This is a genomic window from Mycetocola sp. 2940 (assembly GCF_040548835.1).
In the GTDB taxonomy this organism is placed as follows: Bacteria; Actinomycetota; Actinomycetes; order Actinomycetales; family Microbacteriaceae; genus Mycetocola_A.
Genome location: NZ_JBEPSK010000028.1, coordinates 1 through 15,277 on the forward strand (window position 1 = coordinate 1; position 15,277 = coordinate 15,277).

The window sequence follows — 15,277 nt, forward strand, 5'->3', positions numbered from 1 at the left end:
TATCAAGCCAAGAAATGACGAAAACCCCCTCCCGAAGGAGAGGGTTTTCAAGAATGTCTCGACACATTTGTCAACGATGTCCCGACACATCACAATGGCGGTGGCGGTGGGATTTGAACCCACGGTGCGCTTTCACGCACACAACTTTTCGAGAGTTGCACCTTCGGCCGCTCGGACACGCCACCGCCGTCGAGTGTAGTTGATCGGAGGGGGCCGACGCGAATTGACCCGCTCCACACCGGTCGCGGCGCACACCATCGGTGTCGTACCCCGCGGATAAGCTCGGTCCATGGCTAAACCGACCTCGACCTTCAAGTGCACCGAGTGCGGCTGGCAGACCCTCAAGTGGGCGGGTCGGTGCGGTGAATGCCAGCAGTGGGGCACCGTTCTCGACGTCTCCGTCGAGACCGGCATCGTGCAGAGGGTCACGGCAGCTTCGCTGTCAGCCGACCGCTCCGCACGTCCCATCACCGAGATCACTGAGGCGGATGTCGCGCACTGGCCCACTGGAATCGACGAATTCGACCGAGTGCTCGGTGGGGGCATCGTTCCGGGCGCGGCGATCCTCCTGTCCGGCGAGCCGGGTGTCGGCAAGTCGACGCTGCTTCTCGAGGTGGCCGCGAAGGCGGCCAAGGCGAAGTCACGCGTGCTGTACGTCAGCGCTGAGGAGTCGGTGAACCAGGTCAAGCTTCGCGCGCGGCGCACGGGCGCCCTGAGCGAGAACCTGTTTCTCGCCGCAGAGACCGATCTCGGTGTCGTGCTGGGGCAGATCGACGCCGTGAAGCCGCAACTCCTGATCGTCGACTCGGTGCAGACCGTGTCGAGCCCGCTGTCCGACGGCATCGCCGGGCAACCGAGCCAGGTCCGGGAGGTCGCCCAGACGCTCATTCGCGTCGCGAAGGAACGCGGCCTGCCTGTGCTCCTCGTCGGGCACGTCACCAAAGACGGCAGCATCGCCGGCCCACGTCTCCTCGAACACCTCGTCGACGTGGTCTGCCAGTTCGAGGGCGACCGGCACACCTCCCTCCGGTTCGTTCGCGCCCTGAAGAACCGTTTCGGGCCGACAGACGAGGTCGGATGCTTCGAGATGACCGGTGACGGCATCGCCGAGGTCCCCGACCCCAGTTCTCTGTTCCTCAGCCGTGGAGCGGCGGTGTCCGGCACGTGCGTCACGGTGTCGATGGAAGGAAAACGCGCGATCCCCGTTGAAATCCAGGCCCTCGTGCTCGACACCCCGATGCCGAACCCACGTCGTGTGACCAACGGCGTCGATTCGTCGCGGGTGGCGATGCTCCTCGCTGTGCTGTCACAGCGGGCGGGGATCAAACTGCACGATAAAGACGTCTACGTGTCCACAGTCGGAGGGGTGAAACTCACCGAGCCCGGTGCCGACCTGGCGATTGCCATTGCGATCGCGTCGGCCGCTTCGGACTACCCGGTTCCCCACGACTTCGCGGCATTCGGCGAGATCTCACTGGCCGGCGAAGTCCGACCGGTGGCGGCAGCCAAACAGCGCACCAGCGAGGCCCGGCGCCTGGGCTACCGCACCATCGTCGACGCGACGGTCGGCAGCATCCGCGAGGCCCTCGCCTCGGCAAAAAGCGCCGCGGGGTCTGCCTTCGATCAGGAACTTGACCGGGCGTTCTGACCGGTCAGAGCGCGAGGACCCGCAACAACTCGTCGGGCGTCGCCTGCATGGGGTGGGGACCCGCGATGTCGAAGAAGACCGTCTCGATCTCGCTGCCGTGGGTGCGCAGGAACGTGTGCAGCCAGACACCGTCCTGCAGGCCGACGACCGGCGGGAGCGCAGCCGGCTTGTTTGCGGCGTCGGAGAACAGGAGCAAGGCCAGCCGTCCTGACTCCGGTTGCCGGTAGGTCCAGACCTCACCGGCGTCTGTGGGCTTGTCGCGCTGACCGGCCTTGAGCAGCGGCACGACGACACGGTCGTTGCGCAGCGCAAACGCGACAGCGGCCATGTCCTGGGCTTCGAGTGCTTCTGCAAGCGCCTGCGAGCGGAAGGACGGCTGCTGCTTCTTCTTCGACATGACGTCTATCCTTCCAGCGATCGTGTTCGAAAGCGGAGCTTTCGAACACGATCGGGTTGAGCGGCGCCGCACGCTTGCCCCGACGGTCGAAACCCGAAATCTGGCAGGGCCGCGGGCGAAGCCGGCGGGCCTGCCAGATCGAGCGGACATTGGGGGTTCGACGGAGTCGAACCCCCAATGTCCAGTCGAGATCAGCCGAGAATGAACTGCTTCGACGTCTCGCTCTCGAAGCCGCCGACGGCGGTCGTGAGGTGGTACGAGGCCCCCGCCGCGGGAACGGCGGGACGTTCCCCGTCGCACGTCGATGGCGTCGATCGCGTTCGGTCCCAGGCGATCGGGGCGGCCGAGGCGACGACCTGTCCTGCCTCGAGGGCGACGACGGCATCCGCCGGCTCGACCTGACAGTCCGTCGAGGTCCAGTACACGTCGCTGCCGCTCTTGATGGTGAAAACCTGGGCTGCTGTCCCGACGTTGATGCTGCACGCGACATCGCTCGAGTTGGTGATCTGCAGGGACAACTGCGGAAGCTCCCCCGCAGCATACGTGTCCTTATCGGTGAGCGCCTCGACTGTGACATCGTCTTCGGCGCAGTCGGCCACGGCGCCTGGAGTCGCGGTCGGCGTCGGCGAGGGCGACGAGGAGACCTGAGGCCGCGGCGATTCCCGCGGGGAGGCGTCCGACGTCGAGCCGGGTTTCCAGATCACCAGGGCGATGATCGCCACGACGGCGATGAAACCGGCAAGGACCCACAGCCGGCGGCGAACGTAGACGCTGCGTGGCTCGCGGCCGTTGCGTTCGTTGGTCGACATGGGTTCAGGATATCCAGCGGGCGGATGCCGGAACACGCGCGACGCGCGGAGGGTCGCGATTGCGTCCCTCCGCGCGTCGTCCGCGTGTGGTTATGCCTTACGGCGGCGGCTCACAACGAGAGCGCCGGTTCCGGCCACGAGCAGCGCGAGCGCCAGCGCCATCCCCGGAGCGAGCTCTGCACCGGTGGTGCTGAGTGAACCGGTGCTGCTCTTCCCGTTCCCGTTTCCGTTGCCGTTTCCGTTGCCGTTCCCGTTCCCGTTCCCGTTCCCGTTCCCGTTTCCGTTGCCGTTTCCGTTCCCGTTTCCGTTGCCGTTTCCGTCCCCGGGTGCCGGCGAGTCTGCTGAGACGGTCAGCGGCAGGGTGACGGTGGTGCCTGACTCCTGGGCGACGATCGTCAACGTCCTGGCACCGGGACCGTCGGGGACGGTGAATGACACGGTGGTTGCCCCGGCGGTCACCGGTGCGGTCGCGACGGTGGTGCCGTCGATCGCCGCGGTGACGAGCGTGTTCACCGGGCTGCCGAGGGAGGTCAGGTCGAGCAGCGCGAGGTTGAGGGTTACCGTGCTTCCCTCAACCACCGGACCGGTCGGGATGCCGGTGGCCTGAACCGAACGGCGGTCGAAGCTCGGCGAGACCGGGCTGTTGGCCGTGAGATAGGCGATCCACGCGTCGCGGTCGACGAGGCCGGAATCCCGGGTGTCGGCGCCCTCGGTGAAGATCCGGAAGTTATCGCCGCCCTGGAGCAGGAAGCTGAAGGAACCGATCCGGTATGTCTCAGTTGCGCCGATCGGTGCGCCGTTTACCGTGATGCTGGTGATCCTGTCGCCCTCTGCCCGCGCCGGGTCGAAGGTGTAGGTCACGTTGTCCGACAGTCCGAGCTGCAGGTACGACCGCGTCGGGACGTCGCCGTTCGCATCCCGCTGCCACTGCTGTTCGAGCATCGTCTTGAACTGGGCCCCGGTGAGGGATGTCGTCCAGAGGTTGTTGAGGAACGGCAGCACCCCGTTCGCTTCGGCGTACGTGATGTCGCCCGCGTCGATCTCAGCCCGCAGTCCGCCTGGGTTGACGACGCCGATTTCGGCGCCGCCACGATCGGGTGACGCGAGTGAGTCGACGAGCGCGTTGGCCACGAAGTTGCCGAGCGTCGATTCTGAAGCGCGGTCGTCGCGCTCTCCGTCGAGGAACGCGGTGGTGATCGGGGCCGTGGCCGATCCGATGACCTGCTGCCCGATCACGTTCGACTCAGCAATCGCTGCCTGCACGATCCGGTTGACTTCCGCGACGGCCGGGTAGGCGGCGATGAGATCTGCGTCGGCGGTCGTGAGGCGGGCGACGTTGCGTGCTTCGTAATCGAGAACGTCGCCGGTGCTGTTGTCCACAGTCAGCACGATCTGGCCGATGTTTGCACCGTAGCTTCCCGTCTGGAGAATCGGACGGGTCGCGCCGTCCACACCGGGAATGGGAGCATCGTAGACGTACTGGGCGTGGGTGTGGCCGGTGAAGATCGCGTCGACGTCCGCCGACGTCCCCGTCACGATGTTGGCAAAGGCGCCGCCGGCAGAAATCGCCTGTTCGAGGGTCGAGCCGCTGGGCGCTCCGGAGCCCTCGTGGTATTCCGCCACGAGAACATCCGCTTCGCCGTTGGATTCGTCCCCGTCGGTCAGCTGCGCTGCCACCCGGTTCACGGCTTCTACGGGGTCGCCGAAGTCCAGGTTCGCCACACCGGCTGGTGAGACCAGGGTCGGGGTCTCCGCGGTCACCGCGCCGATCACGGCTACCTCGACGCCGTCGACCTCGAAGATCGCGTACTCGTCGAGGGCCGGAGTCGTTGTTCCATCGAGGTAGACGTTTGCGCCGAGATAGGGGAAGCGCGCGTTCTGGCCATCGTCGATCACCCGGTCGACGAGGTCGTCGTAGCCCTGGTCGAACTCGTGGTTGCCCACAGCCGACGCGGCAAGCGCGAGCGCGTTGAGCACGTCGATGGTGGGCTGGTCCTGAAGCGACGACGACGCGAAGAGCGACGCGCCGATGTTGTCGCCGGCGGAGAGGAACAGCGACTGGTCAGGCGCGAACTGCGCCTTCAAGGACTCGACGGTGCCCGCGAATTTCACCGTGTTGGCGTCGATCCGGCCGTGGAAGTCGTTGATGTTCAGGAGGTTGATGACTTTCGTCGTGGCGCTGGCGTCTATGCCGATGATCATCGGGTCGTGGTCACTGGAGCGGTACACGTCGGGGGCGTAGAAGTTCGTCGCATTGTAGTTGTACCGCGAGTACTCCAGCGCGATCGATTCGACGGAGTTGATGTTCCAGATGTCGGCGCCGGTGACGGATGCGTCCGCCTCGCCGGACGCGAACACGTAGTCGAGCGAGCCGACGGCTTTGCCGAACTGGTACGTGTGCTCGCCGGTCTTGGCCCCCTGGCTGACGTAGCCCGCGTTCTCGAGCACCGCGATCGGCGATTCCTTGGCGTATGCGTTGAAGTCGCCGGTCAGGAACACCCGCTCGGTGTCGAATTCGGTCTTCAGCTCCTCGGCGAATGCAACGAGTGCTGTCGCCTGGCGCACCCGGTCGCCCGAGTATGCCCCTTCGCCGGTGTCGACGTTGTCGCCGGTGGCGCCTCCGTTGCTCTTCGACTTGAAGTGGTTGGCGATCACGAGGAAGGTTTCGGAGTCAGCTCCACCGGCGGGCCGGAACGCCTGCGCGTTCGGCTCGCGCGCATTCCCGAAGGCCGGTGAGTCGAGCAGGATGCGGCTCTCGCCGACCGTTTCGACGGCGTCTGCCTTGTAGATGAAGGCGGTGCGGATGACATCCTCGTCGGCGGGCACGGCGTCGGGCGATGCCACGAACGACCAGACGTCACTGCCGGCGTCGGCGTTGAGCGCATCGACGAGAACACCGAGTGCGAAGTCGCGGTCCTTGCCGACAGCCGCCGAATTCTCGATCTCCTCGAGCGAGACGATGTCGGCGTCGAGGGCGTTGATAGCGGTGACGATCTTCTCCTGCTGACGGGCCAGGTTGTCGGCGTTCGCCGCTCCCCGAACGCCGCAACCGGGAGCATCCGAATCGTTCACCGTGATCGGGTTACCCGCACGGTCCGTGAAGTAGGTGCAGCCGGTGCGCTCCGCTCCCGTTGTGGCGAAGTAGTTCAGCACGTTGAAGGTAGCGAGGGTGAGGTCACCGAAGACGTCCTCCGGGGCAGCGGTCCGCGTGTTGGCGAACGTCGCCGGCTGAACCGTCGCCGCGTTCGCGGCGGTCAGCTGGGTCGTGGGCTGGAACTTCCAGTTGTTGTTGCGGTAGTCGAGGATCACCGGCTTCGTGAAAGTCACCGGCGCTCCCACGCGCACGGGAGCGTCGGGAGTCAGGTACGGGAGCGGGATGTTCTTGTTCGCTCCCCCGTTCGACGAGCTCAGGAAGTTGAGGGTCGAACCGTCGTCGAGCGTGACGAGTTCGGCGGCGAACCGGGCTGTGGCTGCTGCGTGCTCAGCCGTTCCGACGGCCCCGAGCACGGTGGGGTTGACCAGCGGCGTGGTCGACGCTGCGAGTCCGATCTCGCCGTACTGGTTCGTGGAGAACACGTCGGTGACGGTGTAGTCGCCGGCCGGCGCGATCAGCATGCCCTCGAGGCGTTCACGGTCGACGGCGCTCGTCGGATAGTCGACCGCGGCCGCGACGGGTGCGCTCACGGTTGAGGCGTCGAGCTGGGTCAGGTCGGATGGGGCGGCGACGGTGACCTGGGTCAGTCCGAAGTACTCGGAAACGACCCCCGTGACCTCGACATACTGGCCGACCTGGACGGATGCCGCCGTGCTGGGCGAATAGACGAAGATCGCGTCGGATGCCGACTGGCCCGCGTATGCGCCGCCGGTGCCGGGGGTCTGGAGGTAGTAGCCGTCGAAGCCGCCGGTCGCGTACACGGCTGTGACGACGCCCGAGCTCGTGACGGTGGTTCCGGCGAGCGGGCTGGCGTCACCGGTTCCCTGGACGTCAGCGACCGTCACAGCGCCCGGCTCGACCGGAGGATCGGTCGGTTCCTCGGGGTCGATCGGCGGGTCGATCGGCGGGTCGACTGGCTCCGTGCCCGCAGAGTTCTGCGGCGTGATGCTTGCGGAGAGACTGAAGTCCGCAGAGTTGTTGTCGGTGTCGCCGAACGCGGTGCGGTTGAGGCTTCGAACGTCGGCGTTGCTGGACGGAGACGTCGCTGCCGCAGTCTCGAACGTGTTGGAGGTCCCGTAGCCGATCAGGTCGACGATGCCCGGCGCGCCGGCCACGGAGCCTGCCGCGGGAGCGATCGGGGTTCCGGAGGAGACGAGGGCGAGTGTGCCATTCGTGCCGCTCGGGGTGACGGTGGTCGTGGCATCCGGCGTCGGAAGGCTCGCCCCGACGGTACCGTTGCTGTTCATGCCGACGAGGTAGTAGCCGTCCGCGGGGATCGACCCGGTCAGGGCACCGACGCCCGTGAAGGCGGCGGTCTGGCCGGCCGAGCGGTACTGGAGCGACCAGCCGCTGATGTCGATCGGAGTGTCGGTCGGGTTGTACAGCTCGACGAACTTGTGGGTGAAGGCAGCCCCCGCGCTTCCGCCGGAGAGGTACGCCTCGTTGATCACGACCCCTGTGCCGTCGACACTGGCCGAAGCGGGGAGCACCGCGAGGGGCGCGGCCGCGAGACCAAGGAGTGAGGCGAGGGCGGTGGTACGCCCGAGGCGCTTGGACAGCAACATTGGTCTCCCGAAAGTTCGTCGACGGTGAAAGCGGCGCACCGGCCGGCGCGCTCCATTGCGCCACTGGCCAGGGGTCAGCGGCAGCAACACTCGCAACGCTACGGTCGCCGCCTGACGCCAATCCACCCGTCGGGTAAACAGTTAGTAAAAGCTATCCACGCGGGTGCGCCCCCACAAGAGAACCAACAAATGAGCAGATCAGAGCAGTTTCAGCATCCGTGAGTTCCCGAGGGTGTTCGGCTTCACCCGGGCAAGGTCGAGGAACTCGGCGACACCTTCATCGGAGGATCGCACCATCTCGGAGTAGATCTCGGGGTCGATGACCCCCTCGCCGATCTCGCCGTAGCCGTTGCGTGAGAAAAAGGAGACTTCGAAGGTCAGGCAGAACAGCCGTGACAGCCCGAGCTCTCGGGCGTCAGCCTCGAGCCGTTCGAGGATCGCGCGGCCGACGCCGGCGCCGAGCCAGGCCGGATCGACGGCCAGGGTGCGAACTTCGCCGAGGTCCTCCCACATCACGTGCAGAGCCCCGCATCCGATCAGCGTCCCGTCCGCGGTCTCGGCCACACGGAATTCCTGTACCGACTCGTAGAAGACGACGCGTTCCTTGCCGAGCAGGATGCGCTCGGCGACGAGGGGTTCGATCAGCGTCCGGATGGCCGCGACATCGGAGGTACGTGCGCGACGCACGGTGTATTCGGGGAACGCCGGCTTCGTCATGAGCGCAAGTTTAGCGAGCGGTACCCTGTGGGTATGCGACTCGGAGTGCTCGATGTGGGCTCGAACACCGTTCACCTGCTGATTGTCGACGCTCACGGAGGCGCCCGACCGGTCGCGGAGGCCTCGCACAAATCGGTGCTCCGGCTGATGCGCTACATCGACGCGGATGGCGCCATCACCGAGGAAGGCGTTTCGTCGCTGGTCGGGGCGATCCGGGATGCCGCGCGGATCGCCCGGAAGAGCAACCTCGATGAACTGCTTCCCATGGCGACGTCGGCCATTCGCGAGGCGGCGAACGGTCCAGAGGTCCTCGCGTTGATCGAACACGAGACCGGTCTGGACCTGCAGGTGCTGAGCGGTGAAGAGGAGGCGAGGCTCACATTCCTCGCCGTTCGGCGCTGGTACGGCTGGTCGGCCGGCACCATTCTGCTGTTCGACATCGGGGGCGGTTCCCTCGAGATCGCGCTCGGCAAGGACGAAGAGCCCGAAGTCGCGCTCTCACTCCCGCTCGGCGCAGGACGCTCGACGATCGGTTTCCTGCACGACGACCCGCCGACCGAGGCCCAGCAGGACGCTTTGCGCGACCACGCCCGCGGTGTGCTGGAGGCGGCGCGGAGCGAATTCTCCGGGCACGGTAAACCTGGACAGATCGTCGGCTCGTCCAAGACGATTCGCTCACTCGCCCGGCTCGCCGGATCGGAGTCCGACGGTGTCGGCGATGAGGACCGCCTCACCCTGCGGCGGAACCGCCTCGACGACTGGGTTCCGCGGCTGGCGCAGATCCCGGCGGAGTCGAGGCCGGCGCTCCCGGGAATCACGACCGACAGGACGTTCCAGATCGTGGCCGGCGGCATCGTTCTGAGCGAGGCCATGGCCGCTTTCAACGTGCGCGAACTGGACGTGTCACCGTGGGCCACGCGGGAGGGCGTGCTGCTGCGCTACCTCGACCGTCTGGCCTGAGCCCGCGCTCGAATCGCCGCCTCACAGCGTCGCCCGCGCCAGGGCATGCATCTCAGGCAGCGTCCGGATTTCAACCTTCGAAATGTCGTCGGTCGGGATGCTCGTCGCCGCAGAAAGTCCGGCCGCGCGCTCTCCCGCTGCGCGCCAGGTGGCGACGACGATTTCGATGCCGTCGGTCTGGGTGACCACGAGTGCATACTCGGGCACCTCGGCCGGGTCGCTCGCGGGATCCGCCCATGGCGGGTCCTCGTACCGGCACTCCCAGGCGAGCAGGGTGCCCCACTTCTTCGGCGTCACCGCGATGTCAGCGGTCAGAGTCCCGGACGCGAGCGGCGCCATCTCGAACGTCGCGGCGGCGGGCGTCGCACCGCCGGGAGCAATCACCGTCGCCCCCAGCGCGATTCCGGCGGTGACCAGAAGGCCGGCGGCGATCACCGCCGCTCCTGCCACCAGCCGCCGGGTCCGTTTGCGATCCGCCTGAACTGCAGCGGCGAGTTTCTGGAGGGTGACACGCTCGTGCGCGCCCTCTCGGAGAGTGATCCCGCCATCGCCGGCAGCGCCGGCGTCTGCGGAGCTGAGAAGCCCAAGCAGACCGGGCATACCGGCGAGTTCCGTCACAGCAGCCGAACACCGGGCGCAGTCGCCGAGGTGGCGTTCGAACGCGTGTCGCTCCTCCGGGCTCAGCGCCCCGAGTACGTACGCGGCGTCCCACTCTCGATACACATCGTGGCCGACGGTCACTGGGTCACTCCCCTCTCCTGAAGCGCGAGGCGCATCGCCCGCAACGCGTAATGCATCCGCGATTTCACGGTTCCGGACGGCACACCGAGAACGGTCGCCGTTTCCGCGACCGAACGCCCCAGGTAGTACGTGTGCACGAGGACCACCCGGTGTTCCTCCGAGAGGGAGGCGAGGGCGTCCGACACCAGCCAGGCATCCAGGACCGCATCGGTGCCGTCGGGGCTTGGGCGTTCCGGAACGACGCCCGTCGCGGTTTCGTGGCGGTGACGGGCGCTTCGCCGGTCGTCGATGACCAGGTTCCTGGCCACCGTGAAGAGCCAGGCGCGAGCGGATCCTGTGCTCTGTTCGAGCACGTCGGGGTGCTTCCAGGCGCGGAGCAGGGTCTCCTGGACGATGTCCTCGGCGAAGGCGTTGTCACCGGTCAGGGAGTAGACGAACCGTGTGAGCGCACCGGAATGCTCGTCGTGCAGCGCACGCAGCAGATCGGGCTGCTCAGTCGACATTCTCACCTCCGTACTGAAACTACGAGACAGCCCGTCGTTCGGTTCACCTCGGGCCGGCTTCGTCGTGGCGCCACAATCTACTCGCCCTGCCGCCCCGCCCGGCAGGGACCCGGGCTGAACTTTTCGGAATCCGGCGTCGTATTCCTGCTGAGGGGTGAATCCGTCCCTCTCCCGCAGATTGGAAGACGAACATGAACAGGAAAGTGATCTTCACACTTGCCGCTCTCAGCCTGAGCCTCGTGGGATTGACCGGATGCGCCTCGAACACTCCGGCGGCCGACGCCCCACCCGCGCCCTCCGAATCGCCGGCTGAGACCAGCGAGGCCGAACTGGCGATCGCCGACACCTCCCTCGGCGAGATCGTCGTGGACGGCGACGGGATGACCGTGTACATCTTCGACAAGGACACGGCGGACTCGGGGAAGTCAGCCTGCTCGGGCGAGTGCCTGGCTGCATGGCCCCCGGTCGCGACGACGAAGGAAAGCCCGACGGTGGACGGTGTCACCGGCGAGGTCTCGACGATCACGCGCGATGACGGGTCGCTCCAGGTCACGCTCAACGGGCTTCCGCTCTACCTGTACGCCCCTGACGAGGCCCCAGGCGATGTGACCGGGCAGGGCGTCAGTGACGTCTGGTGGGTTGTCGGCCCTGACGGCAACAAGATCGACGCCGTCGCAGACTCCTCAGGTCATTGAGCGCGGCGGAACGCCGAAAGGCCGGGAGGGCGAACCCTCCCGGCCTTTCGGTCTGGCCCCTAGTCGCCGGTGATGGCGAGGTCAGGGGTGACCGATCCCGTACCGAGTGACCGGCCGGAGTTCAGCCCTGCTCCGACGGTCTCTCCGCGGGGCTTGGTCACGAAGACGAACTCGCCTTCAGCGAAGTCCACGTGGATGTGGTCACCGGAGTTGAGCTCGCCGTGCAGGATCTTCTCGCTGAGTCGGTCCTCGACCTCGTTCTGCATCGCGCGACGCAGCGGTCGGGCACCGAGGGCGGGGTCGAACCCGACCTCGATGAGTCGCTCCTTCGCCGCGAGGGTCAGGTCGATGGTCATGTCCCGGTCGAGCAGACGCTGGCTGAGGCGCTTCGTGAACAGATCGACGATCTGCAGCAGTTCGGGCTTCGACAGCTGCGGGAACACGATGGTGTCGTCGACGCGGTTGAGGAACTCGGGCTTGAAGTGCTTCTTGAGCTCCTCGGTGACCTTCGCCTTCATGATCTCGTAGGTCGCCGTCGTGTCGCCCTCGATCTGGAACCCGACGGGTCCGCCCGCGATGCCCTTGGAACCGAGGTTCGTGGTCATGATGATGACGGTGTTCTTGAAGTCGACGAGGCGGCCCTGACCATCCGTCATGCGTCCCTCTTCCAGAATCTGGAGCAGGGAGTTGAAGATGTCGGGGTGGGCCTTCTCGATCTCATCGAAGAGCACGACGCTGAACGGCTTGCGGCGGACCTTCTCGGTCAGTTGCCCGCCCTCTTCGAATCCGACGAATCCGGGAGGGGCGCCGAACAGTCGCGAGACCGTGTGCTTCTCGCCGTACTCGCTCATGTCGAGGGAGATGATGGCGTCTTCGTCGTCGAACAGGAACTCGGCGAGGGCCTTGGCCAGCTCCGTCTTACCGACACCGGTGGGGCCGGCGAAGATGAAAGAGCCGGAGGGGCGCTTCGGGTCCTTCAGACCGGCACGGGTTCGGCGGATGGTCTTCGACAGGGCCGAAATGGCTTCTTCCTGGCCGATGACGCGCTGGTGAAGCGCCTTCTCCATGAAGACGAGCCGGCTCGACTCTTCCTCGGTGAGCTTGAACACGGGGATGCCGGTGGCCTGCGCAAGCACCTCGGCGATGAGACCTTCGTCCACCGTCGCCGTGGTCTTCACGTCACCCGACCGCCACTGCTTCTCGAGGCGCAGCCGCTCGCCGAGGAGGTTCTTCTCCTCGTCGCGGAGCGACGCGGCCTTCTCGAAGTCCTGGTCCTCGATGGCCGTTTCCTTGGCACCGCGGACGACGGAGATCTTCTCGTCGAACTCGCGGAGCTCAGGCGGGCTCGACAGGATCGAGAGGCGCAGGCGGGCGCCGGCTTCGTCGATCAGGTCGATGGCCTTGTCCGGAAGGAACCGGTCGGCGACGTAGCGGTCGGCAAGGTTGGCCGCAGCGACGAGCGCACCGTCGGTGATGGACACCTTGTGGTGAGCCTCATACCGGTCGCGGAGTCCCTTGAGGATGTTGATCGTGTGGGGAAGCGACGGCTCGGCGACCTGGATCGGCTGGAACCGGCGCTCGAGCGCGGCATCCTTCTCGAAGTGCTTGCGGTACTCGTCGATCGTCGTCGCGCCGACGGTCTGCAGTTCCCCACGGGCGAGGAGAGGCTTCAGGATGCTTGCGGCATCGATCGCGCCCTCGGCTGCACCCGCTCCGACCAGGGTGTGGATCTCGTCGATGAAGACGATGATGTCACCGCGGGTGCGGATCTCCTTGGTGACCTTCTTCAGCCGCTCCTCGAAGTCACCGCGGTAACGGCTTCCGGCGATGAGCGAACCGAGGTCGAGGGAGTAGAGCTGCTTGTCCTTCAGCGTCTCGGGCACCTCGCCCTTGACGATGGCCTGGGCGAGCCCTTCGACGACGGCGGTCTTGCCGACGCCCGGCTCACCGATCAGGACGGGGTTGTTCTTGGACCGGCGGGAGAGGATCTGCATGACCCGCTCGATTTCCTTCTCGCGGCCGATGACCGGGTCGAGCTTGTTGTCGCGGGCAGCCTGGGTGAGGTTGCGTCCGAACTGGTCGAGGATCTGGGATCCGCCCTGCGCGGTCGTCTCGGTGGTGTTGCCGCCGACCTGGGCGGTTTCCTTGCCCTGGTAACCGCTGAGGAGCTGGATGACCTGCTGGCGCACCCGGTTGAGGTCGGCGCCGAGCTTGACGAGCACCTGCGCGGCCACACCCTCACCCTCACGGATGAGCCCGAGCAGGATGTGCTCGGTGCCGATGTAGTTGTGGCCGAGCTGGAGGGCCTCGCGGAGCGAGAGCTCGAGCACCTTCTTGGCACGCGGCGTGAAGGGGATGTGACCGGTCGGCTGCTGCTGGCCCTGACCGATGATGTCCTGGACCTGCTCACGGACGGCGTCCAGTGAGATACCGAGCGACTCGAGAGCTTTCGCTGCGACGCCCTCGCCCTCGTGGATGAGCCCGAGCAGAATGTGCTCGGTACCGATGTAATTGTGGTTGAGCATCTTGGCCTCTTCCTGGGCCAGGACGACGACGCGACGAGCGCGGTCGGTAAATCTCTCAAACATGTTCGCTCCTTGGGCGCCCGGGCAGGGATGGGGACACCGTTAAAAAGAGCGTAACGACCACCGGTTCCCAATGGGGCCTTGTTCGCTGTGCGCGCAGCGAAGCTGTGCGAAAGGCGGCAGCCCCACATCAGGCAATCTCGGGGACGCGACGTTGCGCGAAACGGCCCCGTGGTTGCGGGACACCGAACTGAGGGTCGCAGTCTCGGTCCGGGATTGCCTGATCAAGAGCCCCGAATGCGTCGCCATTCGGGGCTTTTGCGTCATGGGAACGTCCTCGCCAGGCTGTGGACAACGTTCACGAAGCACGAAGCCACCTGCCACGATGCCTCCATGAGAACACCGCGGCCGCTTCCCCCCGAGCTCGGATCCGTCTTCAGCTTCGCCGAGGCGCAGGCTCTCGGCGTCGGTCGCCGCCGTCTCGCCGGCACCGATCTCGAGTCTCCCTTTCGCGGCGTCCGCGCCATACCCGCGAGCACGAGCACGCGCTCCCGGGATCGTGCAGCGCCGGAGGACCGGGTTCAGGAGGAGCGAACCCGTGCCATGGCCTATGCGACCCGGATGCGCGCGGTGGAGTTCTTCAGCCACCAGACGGCAGCAGCCCTCTGGGGTGCGCCGGTCACCCTGCCTGTCGGTGCACTTCTGGACGTCTCGGTGTTCGGCAACGCCGGGCTCCCGCGGGGCCGCGGCGTCCGGGGCCATCGCGCCGACCGGCGGACCACGACGACGACGGATCTTGCCGGGCTGCGCGTCGCCTCCGCAGCATCGGTGTGGGCGTCGCTCGGTTCGTTGCCGGTCGAAAGCCTCGTGATGATCGGCGACTACTTCTGCAGGGTGTGGCGCGAAGGATTCCTGCGACCGGATGTCGGGCGAGAACCGCTCGCGACCCGGGCGAAACTCGCTGCCGCGCTCGGGGCGGGTCGACGCGTCGGAGCAACCCGCCTCCGTACGGCGCTCGAGCTCATCCGCGAAGACGCGTGGTCGCCGATGGAATCGCTCTGCCGGCTGATCCTCGTCACGGCCGGGCTGCCGGAGCCCGTGCTCAACACCGATGTTTACGGCAGGGATGGCGGGTTCCTGGCGTGTGTGGATCTGGCGTACCCGCGGTATCGCATCGCCATCGAGTACCAGGGGCAGCTTCATGGGTCGCTCTACGCGAAGGATGTCGAGCGCCTCGAAGCGCTCCGCCGCGAGGGCTGGATCGTGATCCAGGTTTCGTCGGCGCTCATCGGGCGACGCGCGGTGCTGGTCGCGCGGGTTCGTGAGGCGCTCGAGTCGCGCGGCTGGCGCTCCTGACGCCCTTCCGGTGACGCTTAAGCACCGAATACGCGCCCATTCGGGGATCTTGCGTCACCGGAATCGGGACGGGCGCGGCATCCCTTCCGGTGACGCTTAAGCACCGAATGCCCGGGCGGTTTCAAGCGGTCATTGCAACAGCACCTGTTCGATGACTTCGGCCGGCTTCGCGAACTCGAGTCGTTTGCGGGGCCGGTCGTTCATTTC

Annotated in this window: 11 protein-coding genes and 1 tRNA gene; 4 read left to right on the forward strand and 8 right to left on the reverse strand. The window is 66.5% G+C overall.

Going from position 1 to position 15,277, the window contains the following annotated elements:
- Positions 1–95 precede the first annotated feature (95 nt).
- Positions 96–185 (reverse strand) — tRNA-Ser (locus ABIE24_RS17570).
- Between the two features lie 104 nt (positions 186–289).
- Here ABIE24_RS17570 and radA point away from each other — a divergent pair.
- The gene (radA, locus tag ABIE24_RS17575) at positions 290–1,648 is read left to right on the forward strand and encodes a DNA repair protein RadA (RefSeq protein WP_354502257.1); all 1,359 of its coding nucleotides are present in this window, start codon (positions 290–292) and stop codon (positions 1,646–1,648) included.
- Between the two features lie 4 nt (positions 1,649–1,652).
- On the opposite strand, the gene ABIE24_RS17580 is transcribed toward radA, so the two are convergent.
- From ABIE24_RS17580 to ABIE24_RS17595, 4 genes are all read right to left on the reverse strand, one after another.
- Positions 1,653–2,045 (reverse strand): SseB family protein, encoded by a 393-nt coding sequence (locus ABIE24_RS17580; RefSeq protein ID WP_354502260.1) that lies wholly within the window; start codon positions 2,043–2,045, stop codon positions 1,653–1,655.
- A 191-nt stretch (positions 2,046–2,236) separates the two neighbouring features.
- The gene (locus ABIE24_RS17585; protein ID WP_354502263.1) at positions 2,237–2,854 is read right to left on the reverse strand and encodes a hypothetical protein; all 618 of its coding nucleotides are present in this window, start codon (positions 2,852–2,854) and stop codon (positions 2,237–2,239) included.
- A gap of 90 nt (positions 2,855–2,944) precedes the next feature.
- Positions 2,945–7,573: an ExeM/NucH family extracellular endonuclease gene (locus tag ABIE24_RS17590; RefSeq protein ID WP_354502265.1), complete on the reverse strand. Its 4,629-nt coding sequence runs from the start codon at positions 7,571–7,573 to the stop codon at positions 2,945–2,947.
- Between the two features lie 198 nt (positions 7,574–7,771).
- The gene (locus ABIE24_RS17595) at positions 7,772–8,290 is read right to left on the reverse strand and encodes an amino-acid N-acetyltransferase (protein WP_354502267.1); all 519 of its coding nucleotides are present in this window, start codon (positions 8,288–8,290) and stop codon (positions 7,772–7,774) included.
- Between the two features lie 33 nt (positions 8,291–8,323).
- On the opposite strand from ABIE24_RS17595, the gene ABIE24_RS17600 reads away from it, so the two are divergent.
- On the forward strand, positions 8,324–9,250 hold the full coding sequence (locus tag ABIE24_RS17600; RefSeq protein WP_354502269.1) for a Ppx/GppA phosphatase family protein: 927 nt from the start codon (positions 8,324–8,326) through the stop codon (positions 9,248–9,250).
- A gap of 21 nt (positions 9,251–9,271) precedes the next feature.
- Here the strand turns inward: ABIE24_RS17600 and ABIE24_RS17605 are convergent, their stop codons facing one another.
- Positions 9,272–9,991, reverse strand: coding sequence for an anti-sigma factor family protein (locus ABIE24_RS17605; protein WP_354502272.1), 720 nt, complete (start codon positions 9,989–9,991; stop codon positions 9,272–9,274).
- Entirely contained in the window at positions 9,988–10,494 is a 507-nt protein-coding gene (locus tag ABIE24_RS17610; RefSeq protein WP_354502275.1) for a sigma-70 family RNA polymerase sigma factor, read from the reverse strand. Before ABIE24_RS17610 ends, ABIE24_RS17605 begins: the two co-directional genes overlap by 4 nt.
- A gap of 191 nt (positions 10,495–10,685) precedes the next feature.
- Here ABIE24_RS17610 and ABIE24_RS17615 point away from each other — a divergent pair, with 191 nt between their 5' ends.
- Complete coding sequence (locus ABIE24_RS17615) at positions 10,686–11,189, forward strand: COG4315 family predicted lipoprotein (RefSeq protein WP_354502278.1); 504 nt, start codon at positions 10,686–10,688, stop codon at positions 11,187–11,189.
- Positions 11,190–11,248: 59 nt separating this feature from the next.
- On the opposite strand, the gene ABIE24_RS17620 is transcribed toward ABIE24_RS17615, so the two are convergent.
- Entirely contained in the window at positions 11,249–13,777 is a 2,529-nt protein-coding gene (locus ABIE24_RS17620; protein WP_354502281.1) for an ATP-dependent Clp protease ATP-binding subunit, read from the reverse strand.
- Between the two features lie 330 nt (positions 13,778–14,107).
- On the opposite strand from ABIE24_RS17620, the gene ABIE24_RS17625 reads away from it, so the two are divergent.
- Positions 14,108–15,070 (forward strand): putative endonuclease domain-containing protein, encoded by a 963-nt coding sequence (locus ABIE24_RS17625; protein WP_354502284.1) that lies wholly within the window; start codon positions 14,108–14,110, stop codon positions 15,068–15,070.
- The last annotated feature ends 207 nt before the right edge of the window (positions 15,071–15,277 follow it).

What these genes read in the sequence shown, in the direction of transcription:
- radA (WP_354502257.1), top strand. Translation starts at nt 290, where the DNA reads ATGGCTAAACCGACCTCGACCTTCAAGTGCACCGAGTGCGGCTGGCAG.
- ABIE24_RS17580 (WP_354502260.1), bottom strand. Translation starts at nt 2,045, where the DNA reads ATGTCGAAGAAGAAGCAGCAGCCGTCCTTCCGCTCGCAGGCGCTTGCA.
- ABIE24_RS17585 (WP_354502263.1), bottom strand. Translation starts at nt 2,854, where the DNA reads ATGTCGACCAACGAACGCAACGGCCGCGAGCCACGCAGCGTCTACGTT.
- ABIE24_RS17590 (WP_354502265.1), bottom strand. Translation starts at nt 7,573, where the DNA reads ATGTTGCTGTCCAAGCGCCTCGGGCGTACCACCGCCCTCGCCTCACTC.
- ABIE24_RS17595 (WP_354502267.1), bottom strand. Translation starts at nt 8,290, where the DNA reads ATGACGAAGCCGGCGTTCCCCGAATACACCGTGCGTCGCGCACGTACC.
- ABIE24_RS17600 (WP_354502269.1), top strand. Translation starts at nt 8,324, where the DNA reads ATGCGACTCGGAGTGCTCGATGTGGGCTCGAACACCGTTCACCTGCTG.
- ABIE24_RS17610 (WP_354502275.1), bottom strand. Translation starts at nt 10,494, where the DNA reads ATGTCGACTGAGCAGCCCGATCTGCTGCGTGCGCTGCACGACGAGCAT.
- ABIE24_RS17615 (WP_354502278.1), top strand. Translation starts at nt 10,686, where the DNA reads ATGAACAGGAAAGTGATCTTCACACTTGCCGCTCTCAGCCTGAGCCTC.
- ABIE24_RS17620 (WP_354502281.1), bottom strand. Translation starts at nt 13,777, where the DNA reads ATGTTTGAGAGATTTACCGACCGCGCTCGTCGCGTCGTCGTCCTGGCC.
- ABIE24_RS17625 (WP_354502284.1), top strand. Translation starts at nt 14,108, where the DNA reads ATGAGAACACCGCGGCCGCTTCCCCCCGAGCTCGGATCCGTCTTCAGC.